Genomic DNA, 22,006 nt, shown 5'->3' with positions numbered 1-22,006 from the left:
TTTATTCACCTCGTATATATGCCTTTACTTCTTCATCATTCTCATCATATAGATCAACACTAATCCCGATATATTTACATGCTTCATATAGTATTGGCACAATATCTTTATGAATTCCTACACAATGGTGAATGTATGGCCCTTCCACGATTTTTGCTTCTAATCGCTTCCAATTTTCTACTTCTGCCCACACATAGGTTCCTTTTGTATATGGCCCTTCTACTCCTTTTGCTTTTCCTAGCAGTAAAGAGTATTCACTATTGTCACCATCAAAACGGCAAAGTGTCATATCGGATTGTTTCGCTTGTGCTTCAACAGCTCCAGGATAAGAGAATGCTAGTGGATAACCAATCGTTGGTTTACATGCAGCGCATGAAATAGGCCAAGGTCCACAGTGTTGCAACAGAACAGCATTATCATTATCTGGATGACGAACTGTCCAATCAGCAAAGAAACTTCTTGCTTCATCCATGCCTGCTGCTTCAACCAATATTGATGTAATTGCTCCATGAATATCAGTTTCACAAACAACTGGTAATCCCTCTTCATTTAACAAACTATTTGCTGCACATGGCATGATTCCAATTTCATCTTGTAATGCATTCCAACATTGAATTGCGATTGCACGACATCCATACGCTTTTGCTAGATTGCGCATTGCAACTTTCAAAGCTGCTACATTTTCCAATTGTTCATCTGTAATAGCAATATTGAAATTCTCTTTACAATATGCAATGGTTTTTTCTACTTCTGTTTCTTCTTGTTTTACCAAGTTCATTTCTTTTGTTAGTTCTGGTAAAGGGATTGGTGCAAGTTGTACATTAAATTTTTCTAATAATTCTCCTTCATTACACATCGTTGACCAGAAATCAAATGGACGTGGTCCTATTTGTAAGATGCGCATATCTTTAGATGCTTTTACAACATTGCATACCGCAATAAAATTCTTAATTCCTCTTTCAAATTCAGGATCATCTAAATCGCAATTACACAAGTATGTAAATGGTACTTGAAAGCGACGTAATACTTTACCTGTAGCAAATAATCCACATAGACTATCACGAAGACGAATTCCTTCTTCATTTGGTCTTTCATCTCTAGGCCCCCATAATAAAACGGGAACGTCTAGTGCTTTAGCAAGTCGAGCAACTTCATATTCGGTTCCAAAATTTCCATGTGGCACAAACAAACCATCAATCTTTTCTTGTTTGAAATATGCTTCGATTTCTATTCGATCACGATCATCATGCAACAATCCATCACTACTAAACTCTTTAATATCGACAAATTCAATTTGTAGTTCTTCTAATTTCTTTCTTGTTAAATCTGCATATTGTTCTGCTGCTGGAGCTGAAAATATACTTCTTCTTGTAGGTGCAAAACCAAGTTTAATTTTCTTCATACGTGTGTTCTTCCTTCTTCTTTAATACCAAGCACCAGTCATTTGTATCTGGTTTGGTTGGTATGCTAAATGTATGATTCTCTATTTCTACATTTTCTTTCATTTCATATTCACCACTTCTTGGGTTAAACCATTCCAAGATATATGCTCCATTACTAAGCCCTTCTAGATTTCCACTTTTTCGTGTAGCTTCACTGTAGTATAGAACATAATGTGTGTGTTCTTTATTCATACTTACGGCAGGCAATTTTTTCCCAAATGGATTTTTGATGATTTCGCTTTCTTGTTTATATGGTGAAAGTAACCAAAATTGTTGTTGCTCATAAAATTTCTTCATGTAGCCCATTTGATATCCCCCAATGCCATCGATTGCTTCATACCATGTAATGTCATAGCGATTAAATAGCGACATCGTATTGGGTTGATTTTTTTCATATACACAATCCCAAATTCCTTGTGCTCCATATGTATATCCACAGCCGCCTGCTTGAATACTTAGATAAGCAACACGTCGCATCATATCTGCACTACATAGTCTTGAGCCGTTTTCTTCAAGCGTCGAACAAAATTCATAAAAGCATTCACCTTCGATAAATGGCTTATCCCTATGTTTACTTAGAAACTCATGATAGTCATCAATACTTACTACATAGTCCCCATGTCCTGCTTGATTAAGTGTAAAATCAAGCCATTCCTCATCCTGATAATAGGAAGCAAAAGGACGTTTATTTGTATAATGTGCAGTTAGTGGATGATAATATCCATCATACTTTTGTATTTCTTTAGCGACATATCGCCAATTTTCAATATAGAAAGGTTGTCTATGTTTATCATATCCACCAACTTCACCAGCAAGTGTCCATATCATTGGTAAAGAACCATAACGAGCAATGATATAGCGCGCTAAGTGTTTATATGTATCCACATTGTTTTCAATTGACATAAACCATGCCAAACCTAATGCATTTACAATTCCATGATCTGCTAAGTAGTACATTCTACGATCCAATTCTTCTTGATAGAATTGCACATTGGGAACATCTTTTTCTTGCCAATAGTTTTTTTCAAAACCCATCAATGCATCACTTCGCAAGTTGGTTTGGTACACATTGTATCCTTGCTTTACTCGACGATTTACCATGCCTTTAAACATACTATCCATTTTGGGATGATTGGATGAATCCCAAGATTCTTTATAGGCAAATTCCCAATGCGTATCACCTAACCAGAAAAATGGAGTTCCATCTGCATATGTAAAATAGGTTTTCGTATTACTGACTTTCACAAACCCATGTTTGTAAATTGATAGATTTCCTTCATACGGAACACAGATCACTTCACCTGTGTATTGATGCAATCCACTATCTTCACTTGCTTGTAGTTGATATGTCCAAATTCCTACCATTGTAGGTGCAAAGGCAATTTTATACGTATTTGCACCATCCCAATAGGCTTCACGAACAATGGTTTCTTGATTAGGTCCTGTGAAAGTTGCTTGAATGATACAATCCAAAAATGGATTCGCATACTCCTTTTTGCTTTCAAAAGACAAAATGGTTGTTCGATATCTTTCTACTTTTTGCATATTGGTAATCCTCTTTCTATTGCTAGATTTACCGCAAAGTTAATAAGTGCTTCTTGATCTTCTTTACAGATAAATCCTTTTGATACTTGTTCTTTTGTATGTTCTTTGCATAGAGCAGCATACTGTTTAGCATCTTGATATAACACTTCAAGCATGCTGGCAGGAAATGGCTGTTCATATCCAAATAATGGATTCGTTGTTGCTGTTGCATCTAAGAAACTTTTTCCCTTTTCAATTGTGCTAGCAATACCATATTGTCCAGTTGGGTAATCTAGTAAACATGTACGTAATCCACCAATACTATTTCCAAAAGCATCTTTTCGATTATTTCCTTGTTCATCCATTGCAATGCGCGTACAACTTGTTGGTCCAACGCCTTCACGAACCCAACGGAATAAATTCTTAAATCCTGCAGCAAATGCAAATTGTGATGGGTAGTTGTTGCCATATGCATGTTTTGCATCATACTTTGGTAACATATCAATTCGTTTTAAATCTTCATCTTGTTTGTAGTAATCCACATAACTAAACATCGTGTCATGACTAGCACCAGCAATTTCATATTCACGATATAAGAAGTTTGGATGATCACTGTCCTGACGCTTTGTACGAAACGCATCAAACCAGCCATTTTCACTTTCTGTTTGAATAGATATAAAAGGTTGTTTTACCTTTTCCACACGTTTGAGTCGATAATCATATGCATATAATGATTCATATTGATTCACAGGAACAATCATTGAGCGTACTCCACCACCTGCAAGATATCCATCAAATACTTGCGAATCTTTTGCGACTTCTTTGCGATATGCAAAACTGTTTACATATCGAAATACATAACATGCAGATTGTGACCAGCCAGTTAAGTACACATATGTATGTGGATACGTAGCAATAGGATTTTGTACATCATTGCTTCTAAGCATCCAAGCAAGATCACTCAGCATATCCCAAAACAAACCAGATTCATAGTCAATATTTACATCTGGAAGTAACCCACTTGCAAGTAGTTGTTCATTTGTAAATGGCAGCTCAACATCTTTTCGTGGATTTGGCCACTGTAGACTTTCATATCGTTTTTTATCAAATGCAACCATCTTGGCAATGGTATTTGGTTTACTTGTGATTCCAACATAGATATCTCCATCACGCATGAATTTCTCATGCGCTAAAATCCACATTCGATCAATTTCCATAAATGAGGTTGGATTGATAATTTCAACTACAATATTACCGCTTGCTTTCGTTACTTCTTTTGGTGCTCGAACGATGATACGATTTCGGTATGCTACATTTTCATATGCAACACGAACTTCACCTGTATTCCCTACGCTTTCATATACATTGGCTTGACCATCGATATAATATTCTTTTTCTACATACCCATATGCATCAAGATCTAGATATCGACTTGCACTTGCAAAAGGATAACTATCATCGGTGATGGGAATTTCTTTGATTTGTTTAATCATGTATTAACTCCTTTTTACTTAATTTTCACTTATACTCTTACATTTTGCTTAATTTACTTTATAATTGAATTACAACTAGGAGGATTCAAATGAAAGTAACAGCGAAACAAATTGCCGAGAAGATGGGGATATCTGCAGCTGCTGTCTCAATGGCACTTAATAATAAACCCGGCGTTAGTGTAGAGATGCGACATCAAATTATCGATGTAGCTACAGAAATGGGATATGATTTTACGCGAATCAATCAAAAGAACTTTCGCTCTAACACGATCGCATTTATCTTCTTTCATAAGAACTTTGTATTTGATACACCCTTTTTTACTGAACTTGCAACAAGTGTTGAACAAGTCATCAAGGAAAACGGGTATCAGCTTTTTGCTCTTCATATACACGATCTCGATGATATTCATGAAAAAATCAAATCCATTCAATCCTACAATTTTGAAGGTATCCTTCTGTTAGGAACAACAATGTCACGTGATGACTTTGAACCATTTCAGAAACTTGAGATTCCTTTAGTGTTACTTGATTCTTACTTTCCAAATGTGAATGCAGATTGTGTAACCATCAATAACGTAGATAGTGCGGAAACCGCAACTGACTACTTAATTAAGAAGCGACATGAACAACCTGGATATTTACATTCCACACAGAATATCGTTAACTTTAGTGAGCGTACTCTCGGCTTCTTTAATGCTGTTCGCAAGAATTCTATGCCAACATCAAAATCGATTATTCATCATCTATCTCCATCTCTTGATGGAGCGTATGCAGACATGTTAGAAATTTTGAATCATAACGAACCCATTGCCACATGCTATTTTGCAGATAATGATGAAATTGCGATTGGTGCAATGCGTGCTCTAAAGGAAAAAGGATATCGAGTACCAGAAGATGTATCTATCATCGGTTTTGATAACATTCCTTATGCAACGTATGTGGATCCACCACTTACCACAATTCATGTCCCAAAATCATACATGGGTGTTGTTGCAGCGAAACGTCTATTAAGTTCTATTCGTGACCATGACAACATGCATGTAAAAATTGAAATCAATACGGAGCTTATACTTCGTAACTCGATATAAATAAAGGTTCAAGTAACATCTTGAACCTTTTGTTTATAGGTAGCTATATTACTTCTTTTTTAAAAAAGCAAAACCTTTTCCATTACTATTGTCATTGAAACCAATGATAAGTCCCATAACCAGTGAGACAATAAATGCCACCGCACATGCAATACATGCATTAATGAAGTTTTGAGCTGGTCCTCCAGCATATTGAAGAATGACAAGAACATTTGCAGCACCTAATGTATAAACTGCTACACCAAGGATCCCTCCAACAAGTCCTCCAATAAAACCACCAACGATTTCTACTAACATTGCTTTTTTGTTTCTTAGAAGAATACCAAATAATGAAGGCTCAGAAATACCCCCAACAAGTAATGTAATCGCATTAGCTCCTGCAATTTGTTTCTCTTCGCCTTTGCTTCGAATAAAATACGCAACAACCATACCCATCAAAGCACATAATGAAATGTTTGAACCAGCTAGAACAATTGGATCATAACCTAAAGTTGCAATATTAATGAAAGCAATTTGAATAACTGCGATATGCATACCTGTAGCAACCATGAACATCCAAAATGCACCAATAAATGCAATAGCAAGTGGTCCTGCTACATCATAAAGAGTATTTATAAATACTGTGATTCCTTCACTAATCCAGTTTCCAATAGGTGCTAGTCCACAGTACATAAGTGGAATCATAATAACTAGTACACAAAATGGTACACCAATGACTTTAATTGCATTTGGCATAATCTTATTAAAGAAACTCCACACGTACTTCAATGCCCATACGGATAATAGAATTGGAATTACCGTTTGTGCATAACTATTCAATTCCATTGGAATAAATCCATAAATTTTAAAAGACTCACCAGCTGCTACAATATTCATAAAGTTTGGATCTAGTAATAGTACCCCAAGCAATAATGCAATCGGTATACTTGTATTTAGTTTTTTTGCAGCTCCCCATGCCACGAAAACTGGCATAAAATAGAATCCGGCTTCTCCTACAAAATGTATCGTTTGCATAAATTGCGATTCATTTGCCATTACATTCATTAAGTCAGGTCCTAAGATTGCATAGAACATCTTAAAGAACCCAGCTCCCATCATAATTGGAATCGTTTGTACAATAGACCCTGAAACATAATCCAATATTTTTGATGGAACTGCCTTCAAACTAAATGGTTCCTTATCTAAGTTTTCATCAATTGCTTCTCCAGCACTGATTCCCGCTATTTTACAAAATTCAGGATATACATCAGATACATGTTGTCCAATAATTACTTGAAATTGTTCTCCTGAGAATTGAGCCCCAACGACTCCTTTAATACTTTTTACTGCCTCTACATCAACTCTAGAGCGATCTTTTACACTTAATCGCAATCTTGACATACAGTGAACTGCACTTGATACGTTATCTTTTCCACCAACAGCATCAAGAATTTGATTACTAAGTTCTGTATATTTTGCCATAATCTTTTCCTCTCTCTTATACTCTCTTTCGTTATATATGCTAACAGAATGCATTTGGCGCCTCTCATCCTGTAGTAGCTAAAATAAAAACCTGACACACAAAGACAAAACAAAAACAGTTCTGTCTATGTACATCAGGTAAAGCCCTCTTAAGGTTACAATCCTTCTTTTGCACAAAGTCGATTGATATGCATGATTAAATATAGAAGTTCCTCTTTACTTGGTTCTATATGTAGTTCATCCATAATATAGTTTTTAATTTTCCCAACAGTCCCTGCTAATTCAGGATACTGTTGAAACACTTGTTCATACATTGCAACATTTGCAGAACTTGCCTTATCTAAGTTCTTTGAACGTTTCAACAAGTATTTTAAGTGTGTCACAAAGCGCGAATAACTAAAGTCGCTTCGATCTACAATCAGATTCATTTCACTTTCGATGATATTTGTAACATCTTCAACAAAATATTCAATTTCATCCTTTTCTGTTGTGGTTTTCTTTGATTGCATCGCATTAATAAAATGTAATGCAATTCCACCTGCTTCACTTTCTGGCAATTTTACAGACATTGTTTTTTCAATGTGTTTAATTGCCCATCTTCCTAGTAAGATTTCTTTATCATATAAATGTTGAATCTCATTTACCATAGGGTTACTTATCACAAGCCCCTTTTTAGCATTTTCAACTGCAAAATGTATATGATCACACAACGTGAAGAAGAAACTCTTATTAAAATCAACTTGTAGATATGCTCTACCTTTCCTAACAATTTCCGTCGTAACGTCCATAATCTCAGCAGGCAATTCATCAAGTAAAGCGATATAGTGTGAATCTAAGTTGTAATATGTTTGATCAATCTTATCTAATGGAACTTCATATGGAGCTTTTTGAAAGCCGATTCCTTTTCCAAACGCAATAACTTCATGATTGTTGTCATCAACGCAGACAGCGACATTGTTATTGATATTTCGAATCACTTTCATGCTTTCTACTCCTACACCTTTTCCATTCTTTTCATGACCACACCCTTATAATAATGAATAATGAAAGCGTTGTCAACTTAATTTAAGTTAATTTTACTTAATTTCGATATTAAATTATGCAATATTTAAGTAATTAAGTTGAACATGCTTAATCTACGATAAATATACTAGAAAATGCATGTGATTCATTCCAAATTACATTTGATGATGATTATATATATCCATTGATTCTGTATTTATTGAGCAATCAAGTATTACTCAATAGGCAATTCTTCAGCAGGTCTATCTTTTTTAGACTCATGCAAACATTGCTTTTTTATCACTACTACATACTTGTTTGTATAATTATATTTTTTCTTTTCTAAACTTTACTAATGTATAAATATCATTAAGAACAGAGTCATTCTCAACTTCAAAAACAACAGATAAATACTGCATCGATTTTCCATTAGGTTTTGTGTTTTTGATCAGTGATTTTGTGTCTTCACTAAGAGGCAATTGTATTAAATCATCTCTAGTTTTTTCAGCAAAGAAAAATGAAACTTTGAATAACCCTTCCCATATAGATAGCCAAAAGATAGGTTTCACTTTATTTGTTCCTCGTTTTGTTATCCATTTGTATTCACCTTTAGAAAGCCAAGCTTTACCATCATTATAAAATCGCCAATCCATAAGAAATACACTTTGCTCTTTCAAATCGTCAGTAAACTTTTTATATGCATTGTTTGCTTCACCTAAACCATCAGCAATTATTTCATCTGTTGGTTCTATATTCGGATCACGCAATAATTGTTGGATTCCTTTTTCCATACATTCTCCCTTCATGACTCAACACCTTGTTACATCTATTATAGCACCAACTAGTGGTTTAACGTATTATCATAAAACCTCTTTGGTGCGTAATAATTATTTCAAAAGTTTTTATAGCATTTCTGTCTATTTATAAATCCTAGAATCCCTTTTTTACTTTTCCGTTAAAGTAAAATTGTTCCTTATTTCGCTTAATATATTCCATAATAGATTTATCTAAGTCTGATATTTTATAAAAGCGCGTATCCAACTCATCGAAATCAAGATTTAAATCATCCATTTGTTTTATTCGTTCAGTTCTATTCATTGATGGCGAAGTCTGAAAGAGGTTTGTAGCTTCTTCTAAAACTTCATATGCTTCTTTGTGCTGAATAACTTTTAACCCTTCTAGTGCATCTTTCCATACAATCCCTGTTGAATTGAAAAAAAATTGAGAATGCCCACCATTATTCACTTCACTTATATACCACTCTATAGCTAATATATATCGTTGGGGTAAACTAAATGGCTGTAGATCTTTATTATATTTTTCTTCACCTTCATAAATGACAACACTCCACCACAACGGTTCAATAATTCCATACGGATACCCGTTTTCTATTTCTTCTTCTCCTACTTTCATTAGTACTGCTCTTTTTTTAATCTTCTTTTTAAAAAAAATCATATACATACCTTTCCTTTCTTTTTTCATTTATTACATAATCCTCTAATAAATGCTACTTCAAAATCGAATTCACCCATTTCCGAAATAATACTCCTCGTTTTGACTTAACCCTATATCCGACTGATATTATAACATCTAGGTTGTACACCTTTACAGGCTTATCAGAATTTGCAATATCGGTTTTTCCGATATTGCTTATTTCATCCAATTCACCTTCTTTAAATATATTAACAATATGCTCAGAAATAGTTGATTGGCTATTTTCAAATAAAGTAGAAATCTCTCTCTGCGTCAACCATACCGTTTCTTCGCCCAAGTCTAAATTAACATTTATTTCAAAGTCATTATCTTTAAAAACAACAATTTCTTTTTTATTCATCTCAACACATCCTTTTCTCTAATTATATGATTACAAACTTATAATAACAATTGAATACTTATTCGCTTTCCCCTTTATTGTACACTACCCTAAAATAATTAATTTTCCTTCTCATATTTAAAAAAATACAGTTTAGCCTCTTATCACTAAACTGTATTTAAAGTTAAATATTTTCTTTTATCTTCCACGCATATGAGGGAATAATAGCACCTCACGAATTGTTGTTTGTCCTGTAAGTAACATAACAAAGCGGTCAATTCCAAGTCCAATACCACCAGTTGGAGGCATTCCATATTCTAATGCTTCCACGTAGTCTGTATCCATTTCATTTGCTTCATCGTTACCCAATTCTTTTTCTTTTAATTGGTTTTCGAAACGTTCTCTTTGATCGATCGGATCATTTAATTCAGAGAATGCATTTGCATATTCTGCACCATCAATGAATAATTCAAAACGGTCCGCAAAACGTGGATCTTCTTCATTTTTCTTTGCTAATGGTGAGATTTCTACTGGGTGACCATATACAAATGTTGGTTGCACAATTTTGTCTTCACAGTATTTTTCGAAGAATAAGTTAATGATGTGTCCTACACCTGTGTGGTGTTTTTCTACTTCAATATCGTGTTCTTTTGCATAAGCAACTGCTTGATCATATGTTACATCTTCAAAGAAGTTGATTCCTGTTTCTGCTTTAATTGCATCAACCATGTGTAATCTAGCAAATGGTGCTTTTAATGAAATCGTTTTTCCATTCCATTCAATATCTGTTGTTCCACATACTTCATTGGCAACGGTTTCCATTAATCCTTCAGCTAAATCCATCATTCCATACATGTCTGAGTATGCAACATATGCTTCTACTGTTGTGAATTCAGGGTTATGGTTTTTATCCATTCCTTCATTACGGAATAAACGACCAATTTCGTATACACCTTCAAGACCACCAACAATCAAACGTTTTAGTGGTAACTCAGTAGCAATACGTAAGTAGAAAGGCATATCTAGTGTATTATGGTGTGTCACGAATGGACGTGCACTTGCTCCACCTAGAATTGGTTGTAATACTGGTGTTTCTACTTCAATTAATCCTTGGTTATCTAAATAGTGTTGGATAGAACGAATGATACGTGGACGCATAATTGCAATACGTTTTGCTTCTTCATTCGTAATTAAGTCTACATAACGACGACGGTATCTTTCTTCTACATCACTTAATCCATGGAATTTTTCTGGTAATGGACGTAGTGCTTTCGTTAAATGTGTATAGGTTTCTGCTTTAATTGAAAGTTCTCCATGATTTGTTTTCATCACGGTTCCTTCAATTCCAACGATATCTCCTAAGTCACTTTTCTTAAATACTTCATATGCGTCATCACCAACAGCATCTTTACGTACGTAAATTTGAATTTGTCCATCCAAATCTTGAATGTGCATAAATCCCGCTTTTCCTTGACGACGTTTTGTCATAATACGACCAGCAACTTTTACTTTAATGTTTAATTCTGCAAGTTCTTCTTTATCTTTATCCGCATATAAGTTTTTAATATCTCCACTTTTTGCGGTACGATCATATCTTGTCCCAAATGGGTTAATTCCCATTTCTTCAAGTTCTTTCATTTTCTCGCGTCTTACAATCTCTTGATCTGTTAATTGTTGTACATCTGCCATAATTTTATCTCCTTTTTGCATTAAAAAAACTCTCTTCCACATAGGGACGAGAGTTATCATCGTGGTACCACCCTAATTTATGCATGTATTACTACATACACCTTAGTAACTAGTTCATAGTTATTCGTAACGTGAATGAGACGTATCACTCCAAGTCCTTTGTTCGGTTTACACCTATGATCCCAATTCCACCAATAAGGGACTCTCTTTGCATGGTTTGCAAACGTACTCTACTTTTCATCGTGATTAATATCATCCCTATTTTAACAAAAGCATGAACTTTGTCAAATAAAAAAGGAAATTTCACGCGATATAAGTGATATCAAGTTTATTCAACACCGTTTCCATTAAAAAAGCTCCACTTTTTTTCGTGGAACTTATCTAGGTTTTGTATCTTCGTATTCTTGTAAGATGAGTTCATACTCATGAAGAATATCTTCAAACTCTGCAAAGGTTTCAACTTTTGATAATCGATCTTTTGTGACATGTGATTTTGGTAATCCTTTGATATACCAAGTTGCATGTCCACGCATTTCTTTCATCCCAACACGTTCACCTTTTAATTCGCAAAGGTTTCTTGCATGTTGAAATGCTAATGCAAATTTCTCTTGATACGAAACATCTTCTAGTATTTCACCCGTTTTCAAATAGTGATTGCACTGACGAATTAACCAAGGATTTCCAAGAACCCCTCGACCAATCGCAACTGCATCGCATCCGGTTTCTTCCATCATTGCTTTAAAGTCAGCAACGCTTTTTACATCACCATTTCCCATTACAGGAATAGAGACTGCATCTTTGACTTGCTTAATAATGGACCAATCGGCTTTACCTTCATACATTTGTGCACGAGTACGACCATGAATACAAATTGCGCTGGCTCCTGCTTTTTCCATAAGTTTTGCGAATTCGACAGCATTGATACTATGTGCATCCCAACCTGCTCGAAATTTAACTGTAACTGGTTTTTTCACTGCAGCAACAATTGCTTTGACAAGTTTGTATGCATGTTCAGGATCTTTCATTAAGGCACTACCAGCAAATGATTTTACTACCTTATTTACTGGACATCCCATATTGATATCAATTACATCACAAGCTGTATCTTGATCCATCACTTTAGCTGCGTGAACCATTGTGTCAATATCATGACCAAACAATTGCAACGCCATCGGATGTTCATTTTCATGGACATCTAACATTCCCATCGTTTTCTCATTTTTATAGAAAATCGCTTTATCACTGATTAGTTCAGACACAATAAAACCAGCTCCAAATTCTTTATAAAGTGAACGGAACGCAGCATTACTAATACCTGCCATTGGGGCAATGACTATTTCATTTTCAATTGGTAAATCTCTAATGTACCACATGCGCCTTATCTTTCAATATGTCTTGAAGTTCTGCTTCGCTGATCTGGTATTCTTTTTTGCAGTATTGACAAGTTGCTTGTGCTCCATGATCTTCATCAATCATGTTTTGAATTTCACTAGCATCCATTAGAGAAATCGCATTGATGATTTTTTCTTTACTACAGTTACATACAAAAGCAACATCTGTTGTTTCTAGTATTTTTATATCATCAAACATACTATGAAGAATATCTTCAAGTGCCACATTGTCACGTATTAAATTTGACATATTATCTAACTTACGTAGTGCTTCTTCACTTTTGCGAATGTCATCTTCAGTTGCATCTGGCATCATTTGTAGTAACAGTCCACCACTTGCAATAATCGTATTGTCTGTATCCACAAGTACTCCTACTGATACAGCAGATGGTGTTTGTTCACTCAAAGCAAAATAATATGCGAAATCTTCACCAATTTCTCCAGACTGTAATGCAACACGTCCACTGAAATCTTCTTTTCCCATACCGATATCTTTTTTCACTTCTAGATATCCTTCTTTACCAACTGCGATACCAACCGCAAGTTTATTTGCTAATGGATGGTCTTCGTTATATTGCAACATGATATGTGGATCACCGACAAAACCACGGACATTTCCTCCATAGTAGGCATCTGCCATCACGGTTCCAATGGGTCCACCACCATTGATTGTAATTGTAATCTTTTCTTGATCATTTTTTAAGTTTGCTCCCATCATGGATGCAACACTTAATGTGCGTCCAAGTGCTGCACTAGCAGTTGGCCACAAGTCTTGTTGTTTTTGTGCATAGTTCACAAGTCCTGTGGTATTTACGACATATATACGTACACGACCTTCACAGGCTAAGGCTTTTATTAATTGATCTTTCATTTTTATCACCTTTCGTATTATAACACAAAAAGCACCTACCAATGGCAGTGCTTTGTGTTGAATGCATTTTATCATACTTTATAACAATGTCAATCATGTTGACTATTGCTGTATGTCATATTTATTTTTATTATTTATTCCATCTACTTTACTCATGAATCAAAATATTTAATTATTCACATTTTATCCTAAATTTTCACCATTTGATTCGATAACCTTTTTGTACCAATGAAATGATTTTTTTGGATAACGAGATAAGTCACCTGTACCATCATCATTTTTATTTACATAAATTAATCCATATCGTTTTGCCATTTCACCTGTTGATGCACTAACTAAGTCTACACATCCCCATGTCGTATATCCCATTAGATCAACACCATCTTCAACTGCTTTAGCCATCTCACAAATATGTTTTCGCAGATAATCAATTCGATAATCATCTTGAATGCTTCCATCTTTTTCTTGCAAATCATAAGCTCCCATACCATTTTCCACAATCATTACTGGAATATGATAGCGATCATATACATCATTTAGATTGATACGTAAACCGATTGGATCAATCATAGCATTCCAATCTGTTTTTTCTAGATACGGATTATTGACACCATGACCTCCAATCATTGAATGACCGTTTTTCTCTACATTTGGATCAGCACTACAGCAAAGCGTCAAATAATAACTAAATGCGTAATAATCAACAACTCCCTGTTTCAGCGTTTCTAAGTCTTCATCTTCAATAACTAATTTAATATTATGATCTTTCATGTATTTTTTTGCATAATATGGATACTCACCAAAAACTTGAACATCTCCACAAAATTTTGAGTGCATATTTTCCTCTTGTTTTGCGATTAAAACATCCTCTGGTTTTGGTGTATATGGATATCGCGGCATATATGAAATCATACAGCCGATTTTAAATTCTGGATTGATCTCATGTCCAATTTGCACAGCCTTTGCACTTGCAACAAATTGATGGTGTAGTGCTTGGTAACGATCTGCTTCATTATCTGGTTGGCTATTAAAATCACATTCACCTACATCTATACCTAAAGCTAAAAAACTTCCAATGCTTAGCGTAGCAGTATTTATCTCATTAAAAGTTAACCAGTACTTTACTTTATTTTTATATCGTTTAAAAATCGTACTACAATATTTAGTATATAGATCGATCATTTTTCTACTTATCCAACCATTTAGTGTTTTGCAACAATAATAAGGAATATCATAATGTGAAATAGTTACCATTGGTTCTATTCCATACTTTAGTAATTCGTCAAACACAGCATCATAGAATTTTAAACCTTCTTCATTTGGAACTTCTTCAATTCCAGTTGGATATATTCGTGTCCAGTTTATTGACATTCTATAGGTTTTAAAACCGCATTTTGCAAAGAGTGCAATATCTTCTTTGTAATGATGATAGAAATCACTCGCTTCATGAGATGGATAGGTATATCCATCTTTTATGCCATCTGTAATTCTTCTTGATGCTGTATGAGACCCACTACTTATTACATCAGCACAAGCCAATCCTTTTCCATCCGAAAGATAGCCACCTTCAAATTGATTAGCCGCTGTTGCTCCACCCCACAAAAAATCTTTTTTAAATGTCATCTTTTACCTACACAATCTCTTTATCTTTGTAAAACAACAGTGTTAGAACAAATGTAATAATCATACCTACAACTGCACCGCCAACAATTCCTACTAAATTCATAACATCTGAAGAAGTGAATACAGCAAACCCAAACAGCCCGCTACTTCCAGCAAATGCATATGCTTTTACCTTCATTAATCCAGCAACTCCTGCTCCTATAAAACTACCGATCATACATGCATATAGTGGTTTTTTATACTTTAAGTTAATTCCATACATTGCTGGTTCTGTAACTCCAGCTACTAATGCAGTTACTGCACAAGAAGCAGCAGTTGAACGAAGTTCTATATTTTTTGACTTAAATGCAACAGCTGCACTAGCTGCACCCTGTGCTAAATTCGAAACTACTATCGCTCCTGTGACTACTGGCTCAAATCCAAGCGTTGCAAGTGATTGAACCATAAAAGGTGCAAATGCAGCATGCATTCCAGTCATTACAGCAAATGGGAACAATGCAGACAATATCGCAATTCCAAAGAATCCAGTCGTTTCATATAACCATACAATCGCTTCTGAGAAGTAAACTCCGATAATAGAACCAATTGGTGCTATCAAACATAGAGTAAGTGGAATCATAACCAATAATGTCAATAATGGTACAGATATTGAACGAATTGCATTTGGCGATATTTTCGTAAAGAACTTTTCAATATATGACATAACAAATACTGCCATAATTACTGGGAAAATTGTACTTCCATAGGAAGCAGAATGAATTGGTAAACCAAAAACCGATAATTCGACTCCCTCTGCAATACTAGAAACAAACGTTGGGTGAACTAACATAGCACCTACTAATAAACCAAGTCCCATATTCGCACCAAATTTTCTTGCAGTTGTAGCACCAACAAAAATTGGTAAATAATAGAATCCAGCATCACCTACAAATGACAATACGGTATGTGTGCCAGAACCAATCGGAGCTAACCCTGTTTGCTCCCCCAAAAGAACGATGATTTTTATCATCCCTGCACCAATTAACAAAGGCAATAACGGTGTTAAACAAGCAGAAATCGCTTCGAACACTTTTCCAATATTGAACTTCTCTTTTTTTCCTTCAATGTTTTCTGACACGGAAGCTTGTGCTTCTATACCTGCCTTGTCACAGATAAGTTTGTATGCATCAGCAACATCCTGGCCTATAATAATTTGCAGTTGTCCACTTTGCCATCTTGTTCCAATTACTTCTGGTAAAGCTTCAATTGCATCCGTGTCCACTTTACTTTGATCTTTCAAATTAAAACGAAGTCTTGTGACACAATGTGTAAAGAAACTTATGTTTTCTTTACCTCCTACACTCTCTAATACTTTATTTGCTAAATTTTCAAATTTCTCTTTATTAGCCATATTTTTCTCCTTCTTACTATCTATGCAAACAATATTCGCGCGATATATTGTATTTGCTAAAATAAAAACCCCAACACACAAAATATATATCAAACTTTTGTGTATTGAGGTAATGCCCTTATTGGTTACAATCCTCTCGGGTACATAAACGGTTTATATGTAACATTAAATATAATAATTCTTCATCATTTGGATTCCAGTTAAGTTCCTTTTTAAAGTAGTCTTTTATCAGAACCACACATGCGTATGTTTCTGGAAATTCTTCACGCATCGATTCAAACATTTTTAAATTCTCACTTGAAACTGGACGATTCTTTTCTTTTCTACGTAATAAGTATTCAAGATGTGTTGCAAAACGTGAGTAATTAAAGCTTTTTCGATTAATACGAATATCAATACTTCGCTCGACGATTAATGTAATATCATTTATCACTTCATCACTTTCGTAGTCTACATTTGAAACCTCATAGCGTTCCTCTGCATTAATTAAATTTAAAGCAATACTCGTAATTTCTGCAGAAGGTAAATGGATTTTCAATTGTTTTTCTATTAACTTAATTGCGTATTTGGAAACTTCAACTTCTTCTTCATACATATTCTCTATATCATAGAATAATGGTGACTTAATAAGAATATTCTTTTTACATCGTTCTATTGCAAAATTAATGTGATCTGCCAATGTGAACAAAATGTTTGGACTTAATTCACAATGTATGACATTTCTTGCATATTCGACTATTTTAATTGAAACTGAAATAACTTCCTCTGGTATTACATTTAATAAATCGAAATATTTTGAATCGACTCCATAATACGTACGATCTATCAGACTTAAATCATCTAAAATATATGGAATTTTTGGAAAACCAATCCCTCTACCAAACGCAATTAATTCACGCTCATTATCATCAATGCAAATAGCTACGTTGTTATTTATTTTTTTCAACACTTTCATACATATTTCTCCACTATTCGTCTATATTAAGCTTATCATCCACAACACTAAAACAAAAAAACTCTATGCGACACCAACAAAACAATATTTTGTTTGGTAATGCCTCAAAGAGTTACAATCCATATTTAGTATACTATCAAGAGTTTATTTTTTTGTCAATCCTAAACTAAATAAGATACGATAATTGGTGCTTGTACAATCTATTTTTCGTAAAAAAGAGATACCTTGCGATATCCCTTTGTTGGTTATTCTTCAGAATCTGGTAAGTCATCAGCTGTAGGAATACTTTCTTGTGCTTCTACAGGTTGTTCGATAACTTCTGGTTCTTTCATTTTTTCATCTTGTTCTTTGATTGTTTCTTCGTGTGCTTCAACATCTTGTTTTGGTGCATCTAATGTACCATATTCTACTAAGTTGTTGATTTGTTCACTTGTTAATGTTTCTTCTTCAATTAAAGAATTTGCAATTAAATCAAGTAAGTCACGGTTTTCAACTAAGATGCGTTTACATTCATCGTAACATTCATTAACAATCTTACGAACTTCTTGGTCAATTTCAAATGCGACTTCTCCAGAATATGCTGCTCCCTGGTTGTAATCTCTTCCTAAGAAGACATTTCCTTGAGGATCTGCATATTGAATAGGACCTAATGTTGACATACCAAATACACGAACCATTGCTTTGGCAATTTTTGTGATTTTCTCGATGTCATTTACTGCACCGGCACTGATTTCACCAAATACCAACTCTTCTGATACACGACCACCAAGTAATCCAGTGATTTGTGCCATGTATTCTTTTTTGCGGTGGAAGTATTTTTCTTCTCTTGGTGTCATCAAGTTGTAACCACCAGCATCCCCACGAGGAATGATCGTTACTTTTTGAACCATGTCAGCATCTTCTAATTTAATACCAATAACTGCATGTCCTGCTTCATGGTACGCCACAAGTTTTTTATCCGTATCACTATATTTCTTACTTTTCTTAGCAGGTCCCATCATAACACGGTCAACTGCTTCATCTAAGTCATCCATAGTAATTAATTTACGGTTTCCACGAACGGCAAGAATTGCACCTTCGTTTAATACGTTTTCTAAGTCCGCTCCTGAGAATCCTGGTGTACGTTTTGCAAGGTTTTCAAGTGTAACATCTGGTGCTAACTTTTTATTTCTAGCATGTACTTCAAGAATTTCCGTACGTCCTTTTTTATCTGGTAAACTTACAGTAATTTGACGGTCGAAACGTCCACTACGTAATAAGGCAGGGTCAAGAACATCTGGACGGTTGGTAGCCGCAATAATTACGATACCAATGTTTTCTTCCATTCCATCCATTTCTACAAGCAATTGGTTTAGGGTTTGTTCACGTTCATCGTTTCCTCCACCCATACCAGCTCCACGTTGACGTCCAACTGCATCGATTTCATCAATGAAGACAATACATGGTGCTGCTTGTTTTGCTTTCTTAAACATATCACGGACACGACTTGCCCCAGTACCAACAAACATTTCTACGAAATCTGAACCAGAAATCGAGAAGAATGGTACATCAGCTTCTCCTGCTACCGCTTTAGCAAGTAAGGTTTTCCCTGTACCTGGAGGACCTACCATTAACATTCCTTTTGGAATACGAGCTCCCATATCAGAGAAACGTTTTGGATTTTTAAGGTAATCAATAATTTCTTTAACTTCTTCTTTTTCCTCATCAGCTCCAGCAACATCTTTGAAACGTGTTTTGATGTTTCCTTGTACTTTCGCTCTTGATTTTGAGAATTCGAAGGCTTTGTTTTGTTGTCCACCACCCATACGTGAGAACATTACGAACACAAATCCTCCTAACAACAAGATTGGGAAGAAGTTAATAAATAGTGTAAGTAAGATGTTTTCATCATCTGGTTCATACACTTTAACTTTGTTTTTTCCTGAATCAAGTGTTTTTTGTAACCACTCAATATTTTCATCAGTTTTTGGTAATGTTGCACTAAATGCAACATCTTCATCTTTGTTGTTTTTATATTTACCTTCAACTTCAATTGTTACAGTTCCAATTCCCATACTAACATCTTGGAAATCCATCTTTTCAGCTTTCTTAGCAAATTCATTGTAAGTAAACTCTTTGGTTTCATTCAGATTGTTAAATGGTAATAGGAAGATTAACATTAATGCTAATAATAAATACGGTAAAAGCAACAACGGATTGCGCTTATTGTTTTTCATCTAGCCCTCCTATGACTCTTCATAAACTTCAGGTTTTAGAATCCCAACATATGGTAAGTTACGGTATTTTTGATTGTAATCCAATCCATATCCGATCACAAATTCATTTGGAATGGTAAACCCAACGTAATCTGCTTCTATATCTTCAGTACGTCGATCTGGTTTATCTAATAAAGAAACAACACGTACATCTTTAGCACCTTTATTTGCTAACATACGTTTTACTTCCGTTAATGTCTTTCCAGTATCCACGATATCTTCTACTAATAAAATGGATTTTCCAGCTGCACTGGTACCCATATCTTTATTAATTCGAATTGATCCCACAGATTGTGTTCCTTCATAACTTGAAACATCCATAAAATCAATTTCAACATCCATTTCGATGTTCTTCATTAATTCACTCATGAATGGAACAGAACCATTAAGCAATCCAACCAAAATTGGTAGTTCACCTCTATCTGTGTAATCCTTCGTAATTTGTTTTCCTAATTCAATACACTTTGCGTGTATCTCTTCTCTTGAGACTAAAACTCTATCTACATCCTTATGCATAATTTTAATATACTCCTTGACTATCAATACACATTATTTTATCACAAACATATTCAAATTGTTACTATAATGAAACACATCACAGCCAATTCCACTAACAAATATGACATCCCCATTCGCATTTTCAACAACTGGGCAAATTTCACGTTCTTTTTTAGGTATTTTGCGATCAATGAAGAACCTTGAGACTTTCTTTTTACCGTAGCGTAATTGAATAGAATCACCTGATTTAGGTGAACGAATCACAATTGGAAAATCTTGTTTATCAACATAAAATCCTTCAATGGTTTTTCCTTGCGTACATAATTGAAAATACGGTGTTATATCCTCTTGTACTTCATGGTATGTGTATGCATAAGTATCAGATGCTTTCTTTTGAAGTTTAAGTACTCCATATTCACATACAATTTCATAATTTCGTTTATAGTCATGACGCCAATTCCTTTGTTTTTTGTGTAAAGAAAGTAGTTGGTCAATATAACGTTTTGAGATTTGATGATATGCACTGTACGTTGTTAGCCACATGTATAACAGTTGGTGCTGTTCTTCCTGATTCAATGTCGCAAATACTTGCATATCCAATTCCTTTTGTACATGTGATTCTAATTTCTGTCGCATTTTTTGCAATGCATGGTTTGCATGTTTCATTTCTTCAAGCAATGTCTTGCGTTGCATAGGATCAAGTTTCATCACCTGTTCATGACGAATGCGATTTCTTGTGTATGCATTTGATGCATTACTTTCATCCTCATAATATACAATGTTGTGCATTTTGCAGTAATCATATAAATCTTGCTTACTATAGTTGAGTAATGGTCGAAGTACATGTACGCCTTTAATCGTACTATCTGTATCCATTCCATATACACGTGGAATCGATTTTCTTTGTTTTTGCATGAGATAGGTTTCCAGTACATCATCTTGATGATGTGCAACAAGTACACCTTTCGCATTTGTTTGCTTTACGATTTCCTTGAAAAATTGATACCGAATATTTCGTGCCTGTGCTTGAAAATTTCCCGGGTTATATTCTTTTACGTGATATGCAAAAAAAGGAATGTCATATTGCTTACAATACAAACAAACTCCATTTTCATCTCGATTGGCGGTATCGCGTTTGTGGTAATTCACATGTGCGACAACCAGTTGATAATTCTTGTTGCGATACATATCTAACAGCGCCATTGAGTCTGCTCCACCAGAAACAGCAACAACCCAAGTTTCACATTCATTACTCATGGTGCAATTATACCACGCACATGGTAACAATTTGTGAAAAAATGATGAAGATATCAAGTGAGAATATGTAAAAATGAATTTATCTATTTTAATTAATTCTCAAACTAATAAATAGGTTGGATTTATTTCTATATTTTTACATATGTAATATTTCGAATCAATAAACTACCCCGGGGCAGAGCCCAGAAAGCCATCCCATGGCTTTCCGACGGGGTATTCGGGTCGCTTCGCTCAAGCTGATTACACTCGCATTT

The 22,006-nt window shown here is 34.8% G+C and carries 18 protein-coding genes and 1 other annotated feature; of the genes, 1 reads left to right on the top strand and 17 read right to left on the bottom strand.

What is annotated here, in order from left to right:
- Position 1: 1 nt before the first annotated feature.
- From M2098_RS03760 to M2098_RS03750, 3 genes are read right to left on the bottom strand one after another with little or no spacing between them, the layout of a single operon-like run.
- Entirely contained in the window at positions 2–1,402 is a 1,401-nt protein-coding gene (locus tag M2098_RS03760) for an L-fucose/L-arabinose isomerase family protein (protein WP_280682655.1), read from the bottom strand.
- Positions 1,389–2,987: a DUF4038 domain-containing protein gene (locus M2098_RS03755; RefSeq protein ID WP_280682653.1), complete on the bottom strand. Its 1,599-nt coding sequence runs from the start codon at positions 2,985–2,987 to the stop codon at positions 1,389–1,391. Before M2098_RS03755 ends, M2098_RS03760 begins: the two co-directional genes overlap by 14 nt.
- Positions 2,975–4,459: an alpha/beta hydrolase domain-containing protein gene (locus tag M2098_RS03750; protein WP_280682651.1), complete on the bottom strand. Its 1,485-nt coding sequence runs from the start codon at positions 4,457–4,459 to the stop codon at positions 2,975–2,977. The genes M2098_RS03755 and M2098_RS03750 overlap by 13 nt, the downstream gene beginning before the upstream one ends.
- A gap of 89 nt (positions 4,460–4,548) precedes the next feature.
- Between M2098_RS03750 and M2098_RS03745 the strand changes: the two genes are divergently transcribed.
- Positions 4,549–5,547: a LacI family DNA-binding transcriptional regulator gene (locus M2098_RS03745; protein WP_280682649.1), complete on the top strand. Its 999-nt coding sequence runs from the start codon at positions 4,549–4,551 to the stop codon at positions 5,545–5,547.
- A 48-nt stretch (positions 5,548–5,595) separates the two neighbouring features.
- Here the strand turns inward: M2098_RS03745 and M2098_RS03740 are convergent, their stop codons facing one another.
- The 14 genes from M2098_RS03740 to tilS form a co-directional block, all read right to left on the bottom strand.
- The gene (locus M2098_RS03740) at positions 5,596–7,008 is read right to left on the bottom strand and encodes a PTS transporter subunit EIIC (RefSeq protein WP_280682647.1); all 1,413 of its coding nucleotides are present in this window, start codon (positions 7,006–7,008) and stop codon (positions 5,596–5,598) included.
- A gap of 155 nt (positions 7,009–7,163) precedes the next feature.
- On the bottom strand, positions 7,164–7,991 hold the full coding sequence (locus M2098_RS03735; protein WP_280682644.1) for a PRD domain-containing protein: 828 nt from the start codon (positions 7,989–7,991) through the stop codon (positions 7,164–7,166).
- A gap of 345 nt (positions 7,992–8,336) precedes the next feature.
- Entirely contained in the window at positions 8,337–8,801 is a 465-nt protein-coding gene (locus M2098_RS03730; RefSeq protein ID WP_280682642.1) for a DUF3788 family protein, read from the bottom strand.
- A gap of 139 nt (positions 8,802–8,940) precedes the next feature.
- Positions 8,941–9,492, bottom strand: coding sequence for a DMP19 family protein (locus tag M2098_RS03725; RefSeq protein WP_280685232.1), 552 nt, complete (start codon positions 9,490–9,492; stop codon positions 8,941–8,943).
- A gap of 25 nt (positions 9,493–9,517) precedes the next feature.
- Positions 9,518–9,844: a RhuM family protein gene (gene rhuM / locus M2098_RS03720; protein ID WP_280682639.1), complete on the bottom strand. Its 327-nt coding sequence runs from the start codon at positions 9,842–9,844 to the stop codon at positions 9,518–9,520.
- 177 nt (positions 9,845–10,021) lie between these two features.
- Entirely contained in the window at positions 10,022–11,512 is a 1,491-nt protein-coding gene (lysS, locus tag M2098_RS03715) for a lysine--tRNA ligase (RefSeq protein ID WP_280682637.1), read from the bottom strand.
- Between the two features lie 39 nt (positions 11,513–11,551).
- Positions 11,552–11,762: a binding site (T-box leader), on the bottom strand.
- A gap of 127 nt (positions 11,763–11,889) precedes the next feature.
- The gene (gene dusB, locus M2098_RS03710; protein WP_280682635.1) at positions 11,890–12,885 is read right to left on the bottom strand and encodes a tRNA dihydrouridine synthase DusB; all 996 of its coding nucleotides are present in this window, start codon (positions 12,883–12,885) and stop codon (positions 11,890–11,892) included.
- Positions 12,872–13,774, bottom strand: coding sequence for an Hsp33 family molecular chaperone HslO (gene hslO / locus M2098_RS03705; RefSeq protein ID WP_280682633.1), 903 nt, complete (start codon positions 13,772–13,774; stop codon positions 12,872–12,874). Before hslO ends, dusB begins: the two co-directional genes overlap by 14 nt.
- A gap of 183 nt (positions 13,775–13,957) precedes the next feature.
- On the bottom strand, positions 13,958–15,397 hold the full coding sequence (locus tag M2098_RS03700) for a family 1 glycosylhydrolase (protein WP_280682631.1): 1,440 nt from the start codon (positions 15,395–15,397) through the stop codon (positions 13,958–13,960).
- A gap of 7 nt (positions 15,398–15,404) precedes the next feature.
- The gene (locus M2098_RS03695) at positions 15,405–16,787 is read right to left on the bottom strand and encodes a PTS transporter subunit EIIC (RefSeq protein WP_280682629.1); all 1,383 of its coding nucleotides are present in this window, start codon (positions 16,785–16,787) and stop codon (positions 15,405–15,407) included.
- Positions 16,788–16,905: 118 nt separating this feature from the next.
- Entirely contained in the window at positions 16,906–17,742 is an 837-nt protein-coding gene (locus M2098_RS03690) for a PRD domain-containing protein (protein WP_280682626.1), read from the bottom strand.
- Between the two features lie 245 nt (positions 17,743–17,987).
- Positions 17,988–19,958, bottom strand: a complete 1,971-nt coding sequence (ftsH, locus tag M2098_RS03685) for an ATP-dependent zinc metalloprotease FtsH (RefSeq protein ID WP_280682624.1) — start codon at positions 19,956–19,958, stop codon at positions 17,988–17,990.
- 9 nt (positions 19,959–19,967) lie between these two features.
- Positions 19,968–20,513, bottom strand: coding sequence for a hypoxanthine phosphoribosyltransferase (gene hpt / locus M2098_RS03680; protein ID WP_134170883.1), 546 nt, complete (start codon positions 20,511–20,513; stop codon positions 19,968–19,970).
- 33 nt (positions 20,514–20,546) lie between these two features.
- The gene (tilS, locus tag M2098_RS03675; protein WP_280682622.1) at positions 20,547–21,752 is read right to left on the bottom strand and encodes a tRNA lysidine(34) synthetase TilS; all 1,206 of its coding nucleotides are present in this window, start codon (positions 21,750–21,752) and stop codon (positions 20,547–20,549) included.
- Positions 21,753–22,006 lie beyond the last annotated feature (254 nt).

The sequence above is a fragment of the Breznakia sp. PFB1-19 genome (assembly GCF_029893935.1).
In the GTDB taxonomy this organism is placed as follows: Bacteria; Bacillota_I; Bacilli_A; order Erysipelotrichales; family Erysipelotrichaceae; genus Breznakia; species Breznakia blatticola.
Note: the sequence above shows the minus strand (reverse complement) of the source record. Positions and strands in the feature narration are given on the sequence as shown.

Bases quoted from the DNA above. Each gene is read 5' to 3' on its own strand.
- tilS (WP_280682622.1), bottom strand. From the start codon at position 21,752: ATGAGTAATGAATGTGAAACTTGGGTTGTTGCTGTTTCTGGTGGAGCA.
- rhuM (WP_280682639.1), bottom strand. From the start codon at position 9,844: ATGAATAAAAAAGAAATTGTTGTTTTTAAAGATAATGACTTTGAAATA.
- M2098_RS03745 (WP_280682649.1), top strand. From the start codon at position 4,549: ATGAAAGTAACAGCGAAACAAATTGCCGAGAAGATGGGGATATCTGCA.
- M2098_RS03750 (WP_280682651.1), bottom strand. From the start codon at position 4,459: ATGATTAAACAAATCAAAGAAATTCCCATCACCGATGATAGTTATCCT.
- M2098_RS03760 (WP_280682655.1), bottom strand. From the start codon at position 1,402: ATGAAGAAAATTAAACTTGGTTTTGCACCTACAAGAAGAAGTATATTT.
- M2098_RS03730 (WP_280682642.1), bottom strand. From the start codon at position 8,801: ATGGAAAAAGGAATCCAACAATTATTGCGTGATCCGAATATAGAACCA.
- M2098_RS03725 (WP_280685232.1), bottom strand. From the start codon at position 9,492: ATGAAAAAAGAAAGGAAAGGTATGTATATGATTTTTTTTAAAAAGAAG.
- M2098_RS03735 (WP_280682644.1), bottom strand. From the start codon at position 7,991: ATGAAAGTGATTCGAAATATCAATAACAATGTCGCTGTCTGCGTTGAT.
- M2098_RS03695 (WP_280682629.1), bottom strand. From the start codon at position 16,787: ATGGCTAATAAAGAGAAATTTGAAAATTTAGCAAATAAAGTATTAGAG.
- M2098_RS03690 (WP_280682626.1), bottom strand. From the start codon at position 17,742: ATGAAAGTGTTGAAAAAAATAAATAACAACGTAGCTATTTGCATTGAT.
- lysS (WP_280682637.1), bottom strand. From the start codon at position 11,512: ATGGCAGATGTACAACAATTAACAGATCAAGAGATTGTAAGACGCGAG.
- hslO (WP_280682633.1), bottom strand. From the start codon at position 13,774: ATGAAAGATCAATTAATAAAAGCCTTAGCCTGTGAAGGTCGTGTACGT.
- M2098_RS03740 (WP_280682647.1), bottom strand. From the start codon at position 7,008: ATGGCAAAATATACAGAACTTAGTAATCAAATTCTTGATGCTGTTGGT.
- M2098_RS03700 (WP_280682631.1), bottom strand. From the start codon at position 15,397: ATGACATTTAAAAAAGATTTTTTGTGGGGTGGAGCAACAGCGGCTAAT.
- ftsH (WP_280682624.1), bottom strand. From the start codon at position 19,958: ATGAAAAACAATAAGCGCAATCCGTTGTTGCTTTTACCGTATTTATTA.
- dusB (WP_280682635.1), bottom strand. From the start codon at position 12,885: ATGTGGTACATTAGAGATTTACCAATTGAAAATGAAATAGTCATTGCC.
- hpt (WP_134170883.1), bottom strand. From the start codon at position 20,513: ATGCATAAGGATGTAGATAGAGTTTTAGTCTCAAGAGAAGAGATACAC.
- M2098_RS03755 (WP_280682653.1), bottom strand. From the start codon at position 2,987: ATGCAAAAAGTAGAAAGATATCGAACAACCATTTTGTCTTTTGAAAGC.